At 40.0% G+C, this 15,986-nt stretch carries 14 protein-coding genes and 1 pseudogene; 10 read left to right on the top strand and 5 right to left on the bottom strand.

What is annotated here, in order from left to right; genetic code table 11:
- The first annotated feature begins 233 nt into the window (after window positions 1–233).
- On the top strand, window positions 234–494 hold the full coding sequence (locus D1367_RS07015; protein WP_118165108.1) for a hypothetical protein: 261 nt from the start codon (window positions 234–236) through the stop codon (window positions 492–494).
- A 101-nt stretch (window positions 495–595) separates the two neighbouring features.
- Here D1367_RS07015 and D1367_RS07010 read toward each other — a convergent pair whose 3' ends face one another.
- Window positions 596–2,383, bottom strand: a complete 1,788-nt coding sequence (locus D1367_RS07010; RefSeq protein ID WP_118165105.1) for a GmrSD restriction endonuclease domain-containing protein — start codon at window positions 2,381–2,383, stop codon at window positions 596–598.
- 108 nt (window positions 2,384–2,491) lie between these two features.
- Window positions 2,492–3,475 (bottom strand): 1-aminocyclopropane-1-carboxylate deaminase/D-cysteine desulfhydrase, encoded by a 984-nt coding sequence (locus D1367_RS07005; protein ID WP_118165102.1) that lies wholly within the window; start codon window positions 3,473–3,475, stop codon window positions 2,492–2,494.
- Window positions 3,476–3,695: 220 nt separating this feature from the next.
- Here D1367_RS07005 and D1367_RS07000 point away from each other — a divergent pair, with 220 nt between their 5' ends.
- Complete coding sequence (locus D1367_RS07000) at window positions 3,696–5,426, top strand: diflavin flavoprotein (RefSeq protein ID WP_118165099.1); 1,731 nt, start codon at window positions 3,696–3,698, stop codon at window positions 5,424–5,426.
- Window positions 5,427–5,499: 73 nt separating this feature from the next.
- Window positions 5,500–6,012: a phosphate-starvation-inducible PsiE family protein gene (locus tag D1367_RS06995; protein ID WP_118165096.1), complete on the top strand. Its 513-nt coding sequence runs from the start codon at window positions 5,500–5,502 to the stop codon at window positions 6,010–6,012.
- Between the two features lie 45 nt (window positions 6,013–6,057).
- Here D1367_RS06995 and D1367_RS30565 read toward each other — a convergent pair whose 3' ends face one another.
- Window positions 6,058–6,210, bottom strand: coding sequence for a hypothetical protein (locus D1367_RS30565; RefSeq protein WP_181985092.1), 153 nt, complete (start codon window positions 6,208–6,210; stop codon window positions 6,058–6,060).
- Window positions 6,211–6,228: 18 nt separating this feature from the next.
- Between D1367_RS30565 and D1367_RS06990 the strand changes: the two genes are divergently transcribed.
- A complete protein-coding gene (locus tag D1367_RS06990) occupies window positions 6,229–7,962 on the top strand; it encodes a diflavin flavoprotein (RefSeq protein ID WP_118165092.1) in 1,734 nt (577 codons plus the stop codon).
- Window positions 7,963–8,099: 137 nt separating this feature from the next.
- A complete protein-coding gene (locus D1367_RS32695; protein ID WP_267255545.1) occupies window positions 8,100–8,222 on the top strand; it encodes a hypothetical protein in 123 nt (40 codons plus the stop codon).
- Window positions 8,223–8,342: 120 nt separating this feature from the next.
- On the opposite strand, the gene D1367_RS06985 is transcribed toward D1367_RS32695, so the two are convergent.
- Window positions 8,343–9,215 carry a DUF4397 domain-containing protein gene (locus D1367_RS06985; protein WP_118165089.1) on the bottom strand — a complete coding sequence of 291 codons (873 nt, stop codon included), beginning with the start codon at window positions 9,213–9,215 and terminating at the stop codon, window positions 8,343–8,345.
- A 735-nt stretch (window positions 9,216–9,950) separates the two neighbouring features.
- Between D1367_RS06985 and D1367_RS06980 the strand changes: the two genes are divergently transcribed.
- Both D1367_RS06980 and D1367_RS06975 read left to right on the top strand, forming a co-directional pair.
- Window positions 9,951–10,958, top strand: coding sequence for an ABC transporter ATP-binding protein (locus D1367_RS06980; protein WP_118165086.1), 1,008 nt, complete (start codon window positions 9,951–9,953; stop codon window positions 10,956–10,958).
- Window positions 10,959–11,771, top strand: a complete 813-nt coding sequence (locus D1367_RS06975; protein ID WP_118165082.1) for an ABC transporter permease — start codon at window positions 10,959–10,961, stop codon at window positions 11,769–11,771.
- A 49-nt stretch (window positions 11,772–11,820) separates the two neighbouring features.
- Here D1367_RS06975 and D1367_RS06970 read toward each other — a convergent pair.
- A pseudogene (locus D1367_RS06970) lies at window positions 11,821–12,195 on the bottom strand (four helix bundle protein).
- Window positions 12,196–12,304: 109 nt separating this feature from the next.
- Between D1367_RS06970 and D1367_RS06965 the strand changes: the two are divergent.
- The 3 genes from D1367_RS06965 (at window position 12,305) to purU (ending at window position 15,633) form a co-directional block, all read left to right on the top strand.
- Window positions 12,305–13,972 carry a GldG family protein gene (locus D1367_RS06965; RefSeq protein WP_118165075.1) on the top strand — a complete coding sequence of 556 codons (1,668 nt, stop codon included), beginning with the start codon at window positions 12,305–12,307 and terminating at the stop codon, window positions 13,970–13,972.
- A gap of 153 nt (window positions 13,973–14,125) precedes the next feature.
- Window positions 14,126–14,752, top strand: coding sequence for a DUF4340 domain-containing protein (locus D1367_RS06960; protein ID WP_118165072.1), 627 nt, complete (start codon window positions 14,126–14,128; stop codon window positions 14,750–14,752).
- A gap of 26 nt (window positions 14,753–14,778) precedes the next feature.
- Complete coding sequence (purU, locus tag D1367_RS06955; protein ID WP_118165068.1) at window positions 14,779–15,633, top strand: formyltetrahydrofolate deformylase; 855 nt, start codon at window positions 14,779–14,781, stop codon at window positions 15,631–15,633.
- Window positions 15,634–15,986: the final 353 nt, after the last annotated feature.

Here is a 15,986-nt window from a genome sequence, read left to right as displayed (position 1 = left end):
CATTACTAGGTAAAAATCAAGCACCATAAACAATAATTTATCAACTTGTGAAAGACAGATTACAGGATAATCGGTGCTTTCTGAGGCTATTCATCGAACTAAGCTTGGACTTTGTTTCTACAGATAGCAGTATGCAAAGTGTCAGATGTGCGTACTTCGCACTAACATTAGATTATCTAGGGTAAGCAAATAAATTACTTGTCCTACAATTAACTTAACAAAGGCGGTAGAAAATGGGTCGGTTAAATCCTTATACACTGCAATTGCAGATTACCCGAATGTTTGAGCAAGGGCAATCATTTTTTGCCATAACCAAGGTACAGGAATGGTTGAAAGAACGCAAACACAATCCAGAAGATTATGACATTCTTTTTCATAAAAAACCTGCGCCTCCTGGTTCTAAAGAAGTGATGGTGGTGGAAATTGAATTGCGCCGCAAAGATGGGCAACCTGTAGATCCTTGGTTGCAAGAACAAGCAAATCTCCATGCCTGATTTTAAGAACTAGCAATTTTCAATTTAAATTCATATTATCGTAACAGAATTTATCAAAATATAGCGTTCTCAATTGCGGAACGCTATATGTTATCTTTTATTTAGGGATATATATTATTTGTGCGATCGCCCATATCAAAAACATTAAATTCAATCCCTTCTAACTTTCGCCTCAAAGCCTGTAATAAGAGGTTTATTCTTTCTTCAATAAACATTGTTAGGGCGTTTTCAGGAAGTGCATCGGCTCTTGACCATTCAAGAATAATTGTCGGTATAAGATGAGAGCGTAGGACTGCCTCTAAACCAGGCTCGTCATATTCTTTGAGATAATCTAATGGATTTTTATCGCTAATTTTCAAATTAGTTATTTGAGACAGATAGGCAATATTCATCAAGCTATCACATTCTATTGAACTAGCAATACCACTTTGCTTAATAAAGTTAACTGGAAATATATGATGCAAGTTAGGCTTATCTGTTAGCAGATAATAAACATCAGACAAAATATCTCTATGAGGTTTTGCCCAATCTTGCGGCTTGTGGTTTGCATAAAGTGATAGCACTGCTCTGGATAAGCGACCTCTATAACTGTAGAAAGATTTTCTTATAGAATTCTTATCAATATCAAATTTATTGAATGAGTAAGTACTATTAGCCTTTTGTTGATTAACAAAGTCTATATGTTGCCAGAGGTGAGTAGTGTTTGTTAGTAATTCTGCATTATGAAAACTATAATACCAAAAATACTTATTTAAAAAACTATAATCTGGTTTATCATTACGATAAAAGTATGCTGTAATAGTCAGGTATAAATATCGGTAAGGGATTAATCTTCCACCTTTAATATGCAAAATATTATCAAAAAAATCAAAAGTTTTAGCAACGGCTATTTTAAAATTAGACCATACAGCTTCAATATGTTCTGTTTTTAGCTTATTAAGATATATATCAGTAATATTTTGTATTCCAGCTTCGGGAAATTCAAGTTTTACTACTACAGCTAGCATCTGGAGCAATGTCCAATTATCAATATTGGCGTATTGGCTACTAAAAATGCTTTTTTTAAATTGATCAAATAATTCACGAAGATAGAACCCAGAGATATTATTTGTCTTATTTTCAGAACGAAAAGTCTTAGCAACTACAATATCAAAGATATCCAAGGGTTTGCCAGCTTGATTAATCCGCTCAAATATTTGGCACACTTCTGCAACTTCAATACCTCGTAACTCAATAAAGGAAATTTTGTAATTAGCCAAAACTTCCCTAATTCTCCTAAATTGTTGCATGTAAGGATGATCGAATTGTCCATTAACACTTACATAAATATTTCTTTCTATTTCCCCACGGTCTTTAATTATATCTATTAAGCTGACAATTAGTTTATCTTGATAACGTTGTTTTTTTACAATATTTGCTTTTAGCTGACCATCTCTATCATCGATTTCGTCCCAAAACAAAAACCTTTTTGCATAGCTTGTGTCATCAGTTGCATCAGTAAGTTCAATAGTCAAATCTATATATAGTGTTGGATCAAAGTTTTCGTTATTAGCAATTTTACCCTTACCCCCATGTATTGATGTTAATAAAGAAGTTGTTCTTTGTTGTCCATCTAAAATATACTGATACTCATTAGAGTAAAAACTGTCAGCAAATTTTATACCACCTATTTCTCTATGACTTTCTAGCTTTGTATTAGTTTTCCAAATTAGAATACTTCCTAAAGGATAAAATTTATAAATACTATCCCAAAGTTTTTTAACATTCTCTTTCTCCCAGACAACATCTCTTTGAAAGGTTGGAATTTGATATTTATTTGATAGAAGATTTTCCAAATAGAGAGCAATACTCTGATCATCTGCCTTAATGCGTTCAGTAGATGTAAACATTGAGTTAACCTTGCCTAAGTTTGAGTAAATATCAAGATTGGTGTGTGAATTTTACTTGTTTTAGTAAAATTCCATACAAGGTTAACTGATATTTAATTAAGTGGCAACTCAAATTTTAGAAAACCTCTGCAACCTTTCTTCCATGCCAACGTTGCCCTGCAAGCCGCCTGTGTGTATCAGCAACAAGCGATCGCCTTTACTAAAAAATCCCTGCTTTAGTAAATCCATCACTCCGTAAAACATTTTGGCGGTATATACGTAATCAAGAGGTACGCCATGTTCTTCTGTGAATTGCTGGCTGAAAAATAGCAGATCGTTGTTCACCTTTGCATAGCCGCCGAAGTGATAATCACACACCAATTCCCAGGAAGCGGGAGAATTATATGGCGAGGGTAAATCAGAGGCGAGGTAATTTGTCAACAAACTTTCGACTTCTTGGGCGAGAAATGCCCCATTTTTTAGAACGGGAAAAGCGATCGCTCTTTGTCCTTTATGCAACGAAAGCGCAATACCTGCAAGTGTGGTGGCTGTACCGCAGGCTACGCATATATGATCAAATGCGTAGGCGTAGCCAGCACTTCGGCTGCGCTCAGTGACCGCCGTAGGCATCGCCCGATCAATTATCTCTGTACACCCGCGCACACCATTTAAATTACTCCCGCCTTCGGGAATGATAAACACCTCGCCGAAACGTTGTTGCAGATATTCCTCTAAGGCTGGTGTGTTGCGCTGTCGATACATCTCGCGGTTCAGATACACAAGTTGCATACCCTGTTGTACAGCAAAACTCAGCGTAGGATTCAACGGTAGCCTCTCCTCGCCACGAATTACGCCGATGGTACGAAAACCGAAAAGATTACCAGCCGCCGCAGTTGCATAGATGTGATTGGAATAAGCACCGCCAAAGGTTAGCAGCGTCGTAAAATTTTTCTGCTTGGCTTCCAAAAGATTGTATTTCAGCTTAAACCACTTGTTGCCGTTAACCCACGGATGCATGAGATCGAGGCGCAGTACATACAGATCAACACCAGCGTGGCGGGCAATTTCACTGGTGATTTGTTCTATGGGAGGGGGAAAAAATATTAACGACATGCATAAACATTCTAACTTAGAATTTACATTCTCTCACGTTCATTATTGAACAGAAAAGTAATGATAAACATTCAGAAGTTCAATGGTAACTCCATCCAAATAAAGAATAAATCTTTCTGATGATTAGCTTTAGAAATTGGCATTTTACTAATTGAGTTTTTCAGGTAAATATAAGAAACATAACACTCGCTCCAGATAATATTCTTTTTGGAGAAAAGAAATGGTTGCACTCACACAGCTTACTCAAGTTATTCCCAATCCAGGACGTTTGACGATTGAAACTGTTGAAATTGCTCCTCAAACGACTGCTATTCGTTGTCTTGACTGGGATCGAGAACGTTTTGATATCGAGTTTGGTTTACGGAATGGTACAACCTATAATTCTTTTTTAATTCAGGGAGAAAAAGTTGCTTTAGTTGACACCTCTCATCGCAAGTTTGAGGAATTATATCTTGAGGTAGTGGCAGGATTAATTGATCCGGCTAAAATAGATTACTTAATTGTCAGCCACACGGAACCAGACCACAGTGGTTTAGTGAAAGATATTTTGCAATTAGCTCCCTCAATTACTGTAGTTGGTGCAAAGGTGGCTATTCAATTTTTAGAAAATATGGTTCACCAGCCTTTTAAATCAATGCAGGTGAAAAGTGGAGAGCGATTAGATTTAGGCAACGGACACGAGTTAGAATTTATCTCTGCACCTAATTTACATTGGCCTGACACAATTTTGACTTATGACCACAAAACTGGCACTCTCTACACTTGCGATGTGTTTGGTATGCACTACTGTGATGACCACACCTATGATGAAAATATTACTTTAATAGAGGAAGATTTTCACTATTACTATGATTGTCTCATGGGCCCCAATGCCCGATCTGTTTTGGCAGCTTTAAAGCGGATTGAAAAGTTAGATATAAGAACAGTTGCCACGGGACACGGGCCTTTATTACAACACTATATTTCCGAATGGCTTGGACGCTATCAAAACTGGAGTTTAGAACAAGCAAAAACAGAGACATTAGTGGCTCTATTTTATGTTGAAGATTACGGGCATAGCGAGCATTTAGTCCGTTCAATAGCGCATGGATGCGCGAAAACAGGGGTGGCAGTAGAATTAGTAGACTTCAATAGTGCCGAGCCTCAAGAAGTTCGAGAATTAGTTGCACAAGCTTCTGGTTTAGTAATTGCAATGCCAGCCCAATCTTCGGTGATGGCTCAAGCGGCTTTAAGTACAATTTTAGCTGCTGTTAACAAGAAGCAGACAATTGGTTTATTAGAGTCAGGAGGTGGAGAAGATGAACCTGTTTATCCTTTACGTAATAAGTTTCAAGAACTGGGATTAACTGAAGCTTTTCCTCCTATCTTAGTTAAGGAAATTCCTACTCAAGCAACGGAACAGCTTTGTGATGAAGCGGGGACAGATTTGGGTCAATGGTTAACCCGCGATCGCACCATTAAACAAATCAAATCTATCAATACTGAGCTAGAAAAAGCTTTAGGGCGGATTAGTACAGGATTGTATATTATCACCGCCAAAAAAGGAGAAATTCAGAGCGCGATGTTTGCTTCTTGGGTGACACAAGCGAGTCTTGAGCCTTTAGGAGTAGCGATCGCAGTATCCAAAGATCGGGCAATTGAATCCTTGATGCACGTTGGCGATCGCTTTGTTTTAAATGTTTTAGAAGAGGGTAAATATCAAGGATTAATGAAACATTTCCTGAAGCGTTTTGCTCCTGGTGCAGATAGATTTGCTGGAGTGAAAACATATCCAGCGAAAAATGAATCGCCGGTTTTAGCTGAAGCTTTGGCTTACATGGAATGTGAAATTACTAGCCGCATGGATTGTGGCGATCATTGGGTAATTTATAGCACAGTCCAAACTGGAAGAGTTGCTAATTTACATGCACTTACTGCCGCCCATCATCGCAAAATTGGTAATCATTACTAAATTGGGCATTGGTCATTCTCCTTGTCTCCCCATAGACGCGATGAATCGCGTCTCTACAAACTCCCACAAAATTATGTATAAATCTGTTGAAAATACCCCGATTACAATGTACGAAATCAATCGTGGGCGTGTTGTGCGAACCTTGGAATTTATTCAAGATGTGATTGTGATTTGTTTGTGCATTGGTTTATTTAGCTTCATGGTGCTCCAGGTGAGAGATATGTTTCTCTCCTTGCTTCCACCTTTAGATTTTCATGCTGTTACTGCCGATATTCTCTTTTTACTTATCTTGGTTGAGTTATTTCGACTGCTGATTATTTACCTACAGGAACATCGAGTGTCTATTGGGGTAGCTGTTGAAGTTTCCATCGTTTCTGCTTTGCGAGAAGTCATTGTTAAAGGTGTTCTAGAAACAAGTTGGAGTCAAGTTTTAGCAACTTGTGCGTTTTTATTAGTGCTGGGAATACTATTGTTCCTCCGAGTTTGGCTACCCCCTACCTTTGAAGGTATCGATCCCGAACAAGAAGTATCTAAACGCTATAGAAGTCGAGCCAAGTCTGAATTAACACAAACCAATGGTCATTAAAAATAGGGAGTGGGGAGTTAGGAGTTAGGAGTTAGGAGTTAGGAGTTAGGAGTTAGGAGTTAGGAATTGGGGAGATGAGGGAGACAAGGATAATAAGTAATGCCCAATTCCCAATGCCCAATGCCCAATTCTCAATGCCCAATGCCCATTCCCCATTCCCCATTCCCAATTCCCAATTCCCAATTCCCAATTCCCCATTATTAACCAGAGGTTATTATGTCTGCAAATACTTTAACTACCAGCCATTCAAGAGATGTACAAGTTGCTGAAATTGGTAAAAATACTCTGATTTTCCGATCGCGGACTTGGGACAGATTAAAATTTGAGGTGGAGTATTCCCGCCAACGGGGAACTACAGCGAATTCTTATCTGATTCAAGCTGATAAAAAGGCTTTAATTGACCCTCCTGGCGAATCTTTTACCGAAATTTACCTTCAGCAACTTGCACAACATCTAGACTTCACTACCCTAGATTACATTGTTCTCGGTCATGTCAACCCCAACCGCAGCGCAACTCTGCAAGTATTACTCTCTCAGGTTCCTCAAGCTACTATAATTTGTTCTCGCCCCGCCGCCAATGCTCTCAAAACCGCTTTTCCCCAATTGGAGTCACGTATTCAAGCGGTGCGGGGGGATATTTTAGATTTAGGACAAGGACATTATCTATCATTTGTCACCGTACCAACTCCCCGGTGGGCGGATGGACTTTGTACTTATGATTCTGCAACAAAAATTCTCTACACAGATAAACTTTTTGGCGCTCATATTTGCGAAGATACTTTGTTTGATGAAGATTGGAAGGGGTTAGATGGGGAACGTCGTTACTATTTTGAATGTCTCCATGCACCCCAAGCTAAACAAGTTGAAGTAGCTTTAGATAAATTGTCAGCTTTGGGAGCCAGATGTTATGCCCCAGCACACGGCCCGGTTGTTCGTTACAGCCTCAGCCGTTTTACTTATGATTACCGTCAATGGTGCCAAGGGCAAAAATCTCAAGAGTTGAGTGTCGCTTTGCTTTATGCTTCTGCTTATGGAAATACAGCAATTATGGCGAATGCGATCGCTCAAGGTTTGATCCAAAATGGAGTTAATGTAGAATCAATCAACTGTGAACTAGCAGACTCAGCAGAGATTAACCGCATTGTAGAAACTTGCGATGGCTTAATTATCGGTTCACCCACTTTAGGCGGACATGCACCAACTCAAATTCAAACTGCTTTAGGAATAGTTCTCTCGGTGGCGGCTAAAACTAAGTTAGCAGGGGTGTTTGGTTCCTACGGCTGGAGTGGCGAGGCGATAGATTTAATAGAAAGCAAGCTCAAAGATGCAAATTATCAACTAGGATTTGAAACAATTCGAGTACGTTTCAGCCCTACTCCTGAGATTCTTCAGCAGTGTCAAGAAGCAGGTGCTTTCTTTGCCCAAAACTTGAAGAAAACTAAAAAACTGCGTTCTTCCCGTCAGGTTGTGACAGAAGCCCATGTAGATCGTACTGAACAAGCTGTGGGGCGGATCATTGGTTCTCTGTGTGTTGTAACAACTCGTGATGAAGAAACTCACAAAGGGGTTTTAACTTCTTGGATATCTCAAGCCACTTTTAACCCGCCAGGAATTATGATTGCGATCGCTAACGAGCAAAATGCAGATTTAATGCATCATCCTGGTGATAAATTTGTGCTGAATATCCTTAAAGAAGGAAGAAATGTCCGACGGTATTTTTCTCGTCACAGCACTTTAGGCGATAATCCTTTTGCGAATCTTGACACAAAAACTGCTCTTAATGGTTGTTTGATTCTGAATGAAGCATTAGCCTATTTAGAATGTACAGTGCAAAATCAACTTGAATGTGGCGATCGATGGTTAATTTATGCCGTCATCGATCACGGTGAAGTCTTGGAAAATGAAGGTGTCACAGCTTTAGAACATCGGAAATCTGGTAGTTATTATTAACCTGACTTTTTACGGTATTTGGAAAACCTCTAAGATTGATTTGAAGAATATCAGCTAATTTTGTGATTCCAGTATAGCGGTTATCGATTGGATGAGAACACCAAAGTCCTTGCTGTCAAATCATTCCAGCATTTTTTTTGTATCTCACTGAACTGCACACCGCTATATCTGCTGATATTTTGTTAGCACTCAACCCCAAACAAGCAGTAATTAGAGTAACTGCAACGGCGATGTGGTCAGTTGGTTGGCAGTCACATTAATAACTACTGAAGCGGGTCTGATTGAATCAGCCGCTTCCGCTTCAATAGTTATACAGTTTTTTCAAAAATTAAATAAGATTGATTCCTATGGCTAAAAATGCCTCACTAAGTTGATATTACTTACTGCACAATCTGATAACAGCCATTGGCATTAGGAGGCGCTGTTTGTGTTGAGGCAGTTGTGAGTAGCAGTGAGTTAGGTGCTTGGCCTAAGCCATTACCTGTAGCAATTACATCAAAAATGACTCCTTCGGGGACTTGTTGATTCGCAACTTCTACTGTGATTGGTGGGTTGAAGGCATTATTGATCAATGGGTCAAATTGGTCAGGTAGAACTGGATTGAAGTTATATGTACCAGCCGTAAGTTCTGGGTAAGGAATAGCAGTTTTGGGTGTTAGGTCTGTGATACGAGTTTCATCCACATTTGGGCTAGAGGATTTGCTAATACGGAAATCTATAACAGCGCTAGTTTCCGAAAAGCGATACCAACGTCCTTTAAATTTACCTGGATTAGGCTGTGTTAAATCCTCTGGAATCACAAAGGGTGATTGATTAAATAATGGTTGACCTGGGGGGCCTTGTAGTGTTCCTGTTACCGCTACTGTATAAGCACTATTAGGCGCTCCTGTAAAGTTTCTATGAGCAATTGTACTGCTAGTACCAGAGCGCACAAAAAGTACATTAATATTTCCTGGTCTTACATTTACATATTTACTAGCTTGACGAAAATCTACATTCTCCAAAACTTTGTCACCGTTGACAATCACATCAACTGGTGATGCAGTAGGAACCGCAGCGTTAATAACTCTTAATTTGGCAGGGCATCTATAAGGGTTTAGAAGAGAATCTAGTAGGCTTAGGCTTCCAGTGGGCAATTTTTGTGAAGGCTCTGTAGATAGTTGAGAATAGGCTAAACCTTTGTATGGATAACTAGTCAAACTAATTAAAGATAATGTCAAAGCGCCTAAGAATAATCGTCTTGTTAGAAACATATCTTCCTCCTATCGAGAGACAAAAATAACAAATGATCAAGCTTTGTTTTGCATAAAAAATGATGCGATAATCATCACAAAAATTTTTTATGTATGGGGATATACATGCAGGTTTTGTCAACGTAAAAGACAACGGGCGCACAATAACGTTCGCCTCAAGACATTAGACTTGGGCAGAATATTATTGCAGCAGCACATATAGTGGCTGGCTTCAAGTGTCCAACGTGACAAATGCTTTGGTGGAGGCTGCTTGAAGTTTATTGATAGCGCACTTCATGGTTCTAATATTTCACGATTTTTAGGACAATGCAAGGACAGTTAAGACAGTTAATAGATGTCATTTAACCATTCAATAATATATTAGTTGCTTGATAACTAATTTATATGTGTAGCTATATATGTAGGTAGTTGACATAGTGAGCAGTATTTACTTCTGCACCCCAAACCGCCGCATCATCATGATCAATTCAGTCCACTTAAGTGGACTTCAGCTATCAGCCCTGAACTTCAGTTCTGGGCGGGATTGCCTGTGTGTGTGACAGTTTCACTCTGACAAAGCCTTACAACGAGAAAGTCTTTAATTTTTCCCCTAACCCTTGTAACGAAGCTTGCTCGCTGGTTAAGCTTTTCAGGAACTTTACCCATTATCGGCGAATCTTAGTGCCAATCCCCCATACCCAATATCGTGATCTAAGATTATTGGGTATTCTATAAATTGCGATCGCCACTATACCGATGATCGAAGTTGAACATCTAAGTAAAATATACGGTTCCACCCCAGCGATTACTGATGTCACTTTTAGCGTTGAACCTGGGGAGATTTTAGGTTTGTTGGGCCCCAATGGCGCAGGTAAAACCACAACCATGAGGATTTTGGCTGGCTATTTACCGGCAACAAATGGAAATGCCCGAATTGCTGGTTATGATGTCCATGAAAATTCCCTAGCTGTACGCCAACGCATTGGTTATTTACCGGAAACACCGCCGTTATATCCAGACATGACGGTGGAAGGATTTTTGCATTTTGTCGCCCGAATTAAGGGAGTATCAGCAGGCGATCGCCCCAACAAGGTAACAGCCGCTATCGAACGCTGCAATTTAGAAGATAAGCGGCGGGTGATTATTCGCAAGCTCTCTAAAGGATACCGCCAAAGAGTAGGAATTGCTCAAGCGATCGTCCACGATCCACCAGCGATCATTTTAGATGAACCCACCGTTGGACTCGATCCCAGACAAATAATTGAGGTGCGGAATTTAATTAAAAGCCTTGCTGGTACTCACACAATTATTCTTTCGACCCACATTCTGCCAGAAGTGAGCATGACTTGTAGCCGCGTCGCCATCATCAATCGCGGTAAAGTTGTGGCAACTAATACACCAGAAAACTTAATGACTCAGTTGACAGGTGGCTCCGGGTATGAATTGGAAATAGAAGGAGAAGCTGCCCTAGCAAAACAGGTATTGCAAAAAGTCGCGGGTGTGAGTCTGATAGAATCAATTCCGACAACCGGAATGCACAGTCAAACCCAGGAAAACCGCGCTTACCTGCGGGTAATATCGCAACCGGGAAAAGAACCAGGAAAAGATATTGCTACAACATTAGTGCGGGCAGGATTTGGTTTACATGAACTGAAGCGAGTTAACGCTACTTTAGAAGATGTATTCTTGCAACTGACCACAGAAGAGAAAAATTTCGATACTGAGGTAGACTTAGCAGCAGACAACGAAGGAGAAGCAGCGTAAATGGGTATAGTGCTGAGTAATATTATTGCCATTTATCGCCGAGAGTTACAGAGTTATTTTGTATCACCTTTGGCTTATGCGATCGCAGGCATATTTTGGTTAATCGCGGGGTTATTCTTCGTGATGATTTTGCTAGGGCCAGATGGCATTTTGGTAGGAGTCGCAGCAATAGATGCACAAGGGCAACAACTCGGAGTGCCAGTACCGCCGATAGATGTCCCCTACGAATTTGTCCGAGCATTTTTAGATCGTATGGGTTGGCTATTGTTGTTTATCTTGCCGATTCTGTCGATGGGACTCTATGCCGAAGAACGTAAGCGCGGCACTTTAGAACTATTAGCCACCTCACCAATTACCAATTGGGCAGTAGCTTTAGGTAAGTTATTAGGCGTGCTAACATTTTTTACCACGATGGTTGTACCCATGCTAGTGTTTGAAGCGATCGCCATCAGTGGATCAAATCCACCAATGGCACTTTCAATTCCCTTACTGGGTCATTTTGGATTAATCTTGCTAGCAGCAGCAATTTTATCTGTAGGAATGTTTATTTCTTCATTAACAGACAGTACAATTCTGTCTGCCGTTTTCACCTTTGCAGTAATTTTATTATTGTTATTGATTGATTTAATCGCCAAAATTGTCCCTGGCCCCTTGGGCGAAGCTATAGGGTATCTGTCATTGCTGAAACATTACAACACCTTAATTCAAGGCATTTTTGATACCAGCGCCTTAATTTTATTCGCCAGTTACATTTTTTTGGGCATCTTTCTCACAGCTCAATCAATTGATGCACTCCGCTTTCAAAGGCAATAGTCATTTGTCATTTGTCATTTGTCATTGGTCATTTGTCATTGGTCATTTGTCATTTGTCATGTGTAACATTGCCAATTGAGTTTAGATAGGAGTTTAATTTAGGTGCTAGTTCGTTAATGATTGTTTTGATTGCATTTATCTATTCGGTAGTTAAAAGGTTACGAGTATAAGCCCGTCTTAACCAATGTTGAGTTTCATTCAAAGAGCCTCTCGCTATTTTGATAAAACGTCTATTATCTTGAAAACTACCTCTTCCTACACCTTCTGCTATATTGGCACCGATACTATCTGCCGAACGTACAATCTGTTTACCAATCGTATCTTTTGCAAAAAAACTCCATCCATCAACAATTTTCCAAATGTCATCTGCCAACTGTTCTGATAATTGATAAACCTGTAATTCTTGGAAACGCTTTCTTGCCATTTATTCAGTTATCTACTTAATTTATAGTCACTCAATTTTCGTCCATATATTTTAAATTGTCACTATTTGTAGACAAATGACCAATAACCAATGAAAAATGACAAATAATATGAAGATAGTTGCAAGAAAGAAACTGTGGAAATATCTGTTTTGGTTGGGCCCGTTCCTAATTCCTGCCGGACTAACAGTTGGGTTAGTCTCTGAATCCTGGGGACTAATCCCATTAGCATTTATAATTGCGGGAATTGTCATTAGTGGATTGGGGATAATATGGCAAAGCTATGAGACTAACTGGTGGAAACGTCGTTCTACCCAAGCTGGGACTAATGCTTTATTAGCAACTCTGGCAGTGTTGGCAATTTTAGGATTGATTAACTTTTTGGGAACTCGTTACCACCTGCGGGCAGACTTAACAGAGGCTCAATTGTTTACCCTTGCGCCCCAGTCACGGGAACTGGTGAGAGTTTTACCACAGCCAGTTAAGGTATGGGTGTTTGATATTAACCAAAATCCCCAAGACCGGGAATTGTTAGAAAATTATCAACGCCAAAGCTCAAAATTTAAATATGAGTACATCGACCCCCAAACTAAACCAGGATTGGCAGAAAAGTTTGGCGTCAAAGATTACGGGGAAGTTTATTTAGAATCTGGCGATAAACGGCAATTAGTACAGACGATAAATGAAAATGAGCGCTTGTCAGAAATCAGATTAACTAGTCGCCTACAACAACTAACAAATTCAACCACAGCCAAAGCTTACTTACTTCAAGGTCATGGCGAACGCCAACTTTCACCTGGTAAAGATGCAATATCACAAGCAGTTCAGGCATTAGGCGATAAAAGTTTTACAACATCACCCCTGAATTTAGGAGAAACTTCTAAAGTTCCTCAAGATGCGGCTGTAGTGATAGTAGCTGGCCCTAAGCGAGGGCTGTTTGAAGGCGAAGTCAAAGCTTTGCAAGAGTATCTTAATCGCGGTGGTAACTTACTGCTGATGATTGATCCTAATACCGATCCCAAACTTAACAGCCTACTGCAAGAGTGGGGTGTTCGTCTGGATAATCGTTTAGCAGTGGATGTCTCTGGCGAAAGCGTCGTGGGACGTGGCCCTGCTGCGCCCTTAGTCACAGAATACGGACAACATCCAATTACCAAAGATTTCGGTAACGGTAATTCTTTTTATCCCATTGCCCGACCACTGGAAATTACCTCTGTACCTGGTGTTGAAGCTACTCCACTGCTACGAACCAAACCTTACCCCAGCAGTTGGGCAGAAAGCGACCTCCAAAGCGAAAAATTGGAATTTAATGCAGATAAAGACCTCAAAGGGCCTCTAACCTTGGGCGTTGCCTTAAGCAGAAAACAAACACCCAAATCTGCTTCCACTCCCCAAGCTGCACCGACACCTTCACCCCTACCATCACCAACCACCCAAAACAAAACTTCCCCCACTCCCCCTGCTCCCCCTGCTCCTACTCCTTCCCCCACTTCTTCATCTCAAACAGCCACCGAATCCCGGTTAGTAGTTTTAGGAAATTCCGATTTCGCCACCGATGGCTTATTTCAACAGCAATTAAATGGAGATGTATTCCTCAACTCAGTTACTTGGCTGAGTCAACAGGATCAACAACCCCTTTCTATTCGCCCTAAAGAACCGAAAAACCGTCGGATAACCTTGACAACCACACAAGGCAATCTTTTAATATTGTCATCTCTGTTGGTTTTACCCTTAATTGGGTTTGCTGCGGCAGTTATTATTTGGTGGAAACGACGGTAAGAAATGAGTTAGGAGTTAGGAGTTAGGAGTTAGGAGTTAGGAGTTAGGAGTTAGGAGTTAGGAGTTAGGAGTTGAGAGTTAGGAGTTAAGAGTTATAAATATTAACTCTTTACCAATGACAAATGACAAATGACAAATGACAAATGACTAAAAATGAAATTGCCAAGAACGACTTTAATTTTGATACTGCTAGCGCTAGGTTTAGGTGGTTTTGTTTACTTCCATGAAATTCGAGGTGCAACTGTGCAAGAAGAAATCAAGGAGCAAAAGCAGCGAATTTTCTCTTTTGGAGAAGATGATGTACAGTCTTTAACAGTCACGACAAAAAAACTCACTCTGAATCTGGAACGGAACCCTGAATCTAGTAGTAACCCCAAATGGTTAATCAAATCTCCGGTATCTGGGCAAGCAAATGATGCTATTGTTTCTTATTTAATGGATTTGTTAGTCAAAGGTAATAGCGATCGCACTTTATCAACTTCACCAAAAGAGCTTAAAGAATTCGCCCTAGATCAACCCCAAGCAACCATCAATATCACCCTGAAAAACCGACAAAGCCATCAGTTGATTTTGGGTAAATCTAACTTTAATGGTCGTTTCTTGTATGCTCAAGCTGACTCTGCTGCTAAACCCGATGGAAATATAAATGTGCTGTTGGTATCTACAGATTTTGCAAATGCCGTAAATCGGGAGCTATCAGAGTGGAAACAACCTGTAGATAACAGCCAGAAACTTCCTCCGCTCACCATTCCTAAACCGACTCCGACAAACAGCAAATAATTAATTCAAAATCTGGCGATATTATTATGACAAATCCGACAGCAACATTGCTGATTTCTTGCCCAGATCAACGAGGATTGGTAGCGAAATTTGCCAATTTCATCTATTCTAATGGTGGTAATATTATCCATGCAGATCAGCATACAGATTTTGCTGCTGGATTATTCCTTACGCGCATTGAATGGCAGTTAGATGGGTTCAATTTACCGCGAGAATTTATTGCTCCTGCATTTAATGCCATTGCTCAACCTTTAGGCGCTAAGTGGGAAATACGTTTTTCTGATACAGTACCACGCATTGCTATTTGGGTAAGTCGGCAAGACCATTGTCTATTTGACTTGATTTGGCGACAACGTGCTAAAGAATTTATTGCTGAAATTCCTTTAATTATTAGTAACCATTCTAATTTAAAGGTAGTGGCAGAGCAATTTAATATCGGCTTCCAGCATATTCCCATCAATAAAGATAATAAAGCAGAACAAGAAGCCCAACAACTAGAATTACTGCGCCAGTACAAAATAGATTTAGTTGTATTGGCTAAATATATGCAGATTGTTAGTGCAGATTTTATTAGTAAATTTCCGCAAATTATTAATATACATCATTCATTTTTACCAGCTTTTATCGGAGCAAACCCTTATCACCGAGCTTTTGAACGTGGGGTAAAAATTATTGGTGCAACTGCTCATTATGCCACTGCTGATTTAGATGCAGGCCCAATTATTGAACAGGATGTGGTGCGAGTTAGTCACCGTGATGAAGTGGATGATTTGGTGAGAAAAGGCAAAGATTTGGAGAGAGTTGTATTAGCAAGAGCGGTGCGATCGCACTTACAAAATCGTGTATTAGTATATGGTAATAGAACAGTAGTCTTTGAGTAAATGATGCTCAAACCACGGCATGAATTACGCAAACAATTGCAAACTGGTTAAATCGCAAGTGTTTCAGCTTTTCTTAGTGCCATTCCTCTCTTAGTTTTTAGTAGCAAATAAGATGCGTTTGCTCTATGCTAGTGATAGCTATTTAGGTAGTGTCTAGACCAAGAAACCAGGTATCCGCTCAATAAATCGGGGCGAACTACCAGTTCAGGAACGAGTTTACGCCATTTGAGCCTTGTCACTGAGCGATTTACCCCGGATTATTGAGCGGTTACGAAACCAGTTTGTAGTAGTAGATGCTACATTGTATTATGAACTACCTATCTAGGGTTTCTCCTCGCTGGCAGGGCTACTCA

This window comes from Nostoc sphaeroides, from assembly GCF_003443655.1.
Classification (GTDB): domain Bacteria; phylum Cyanobacteriota; class Cyanobacteriia; order Cyanobacteriales; family Nostocaceae; genus Nostoc; species Nostoc sphaeroides.
Note: the sequence above shows the minus strand (reverse complement) of the source record. Positions and strands in the feature narration are given on the sequence as shown.

Bases quoted from the DNA above. Each gene is read 5' to 3' on its own strand.
- D1367_RS07015 (WP_118165108.1), top strand. From the start codon at position 234: ATGGGTCGGTTAAATCCTTATACACTGCAATTGCAGATTACCCGAATG.
- D1367_RS07010 (WP_118165105.1), bottom strand. From the start codon at position 2,383: ATGTTTACATCTACTGAACGCATTAAGGCAGATGATCAGAGTATTGCT.
- D1367_RS07005 (WP_118165102.1), bottom strand. From the start codon at position 3,475: ATGTCGTTAATATTTTTTCCCCCTCCCATAGAACAAATCACCAGTGAA.
- D1367_RS07000 (WP_118165099.1), top strand. From the start codon at position 3,696: ATGGTTGCACTCACACAGCTTACTCAAGTTATTCCCAATCCAGGACGT.
- D1367_RS06995 (WP_118165096.1), top strand. From the start codon at position 5,500: ATGTATAAATCTGTTGAAAATACCCCGATTACAATGTACGAAATCAAT.
- D1367_RS30565 (WP_181985092.1), bottom strand. From the start codon at position 6,210: ATGGGGAATTGGGAATTGGGAATTGGGAATTGGGAATGGGGAATGGGG.
- D1367_RS06990 (WP_118165092.1), top strand. From the start codon at position 6,229: ATGTCTGCAAATACTTTAACTACCAGCCATTCAAGAGATGTACAAGTT.
- D1367_RS06985 (WP_118165089.1), bottom strand. From the start codon at position 9,215: ATGTTTCTAACAAGACGATTATTCTTAGGCGCTTTGACATTATCTTTA.
- D1367_RS06980 (WP_118165086.1), top strand. From the start codon at position 9,951: ATGATCGAAGTTGAACATCTAAGTAAAATATACGGTTCCACCCCAGCG.
- D1367_RS06975 (WP_118165082.1), top strand. From the start codon at position 10,959: ATGGGTATAGTGCTGAGTAATATTATTGCCATTTATCGCCGAGAGTTA.
- D1367_RS06965 (WP_118165075.1), top strand. From the start codon at position 12,305: ATGAAGATAGTTGCAAGAAAGAAACTGTGGAAATATCTGTTTTGGTTG.
- D1367_RS06960 (WP_118165072.1), top strand. From the start codon at position 14,126: ATGAAATTGCCAAGAACGACTTTAATTTTGATACTGCTAGCGCTAGGT.
- purU (WP_118165068.1), top strand. From the start codon at position 14,779: ATGACAAATCCGACAGCAACATTGCTGATTTCTTGCCCAGATCAACGA.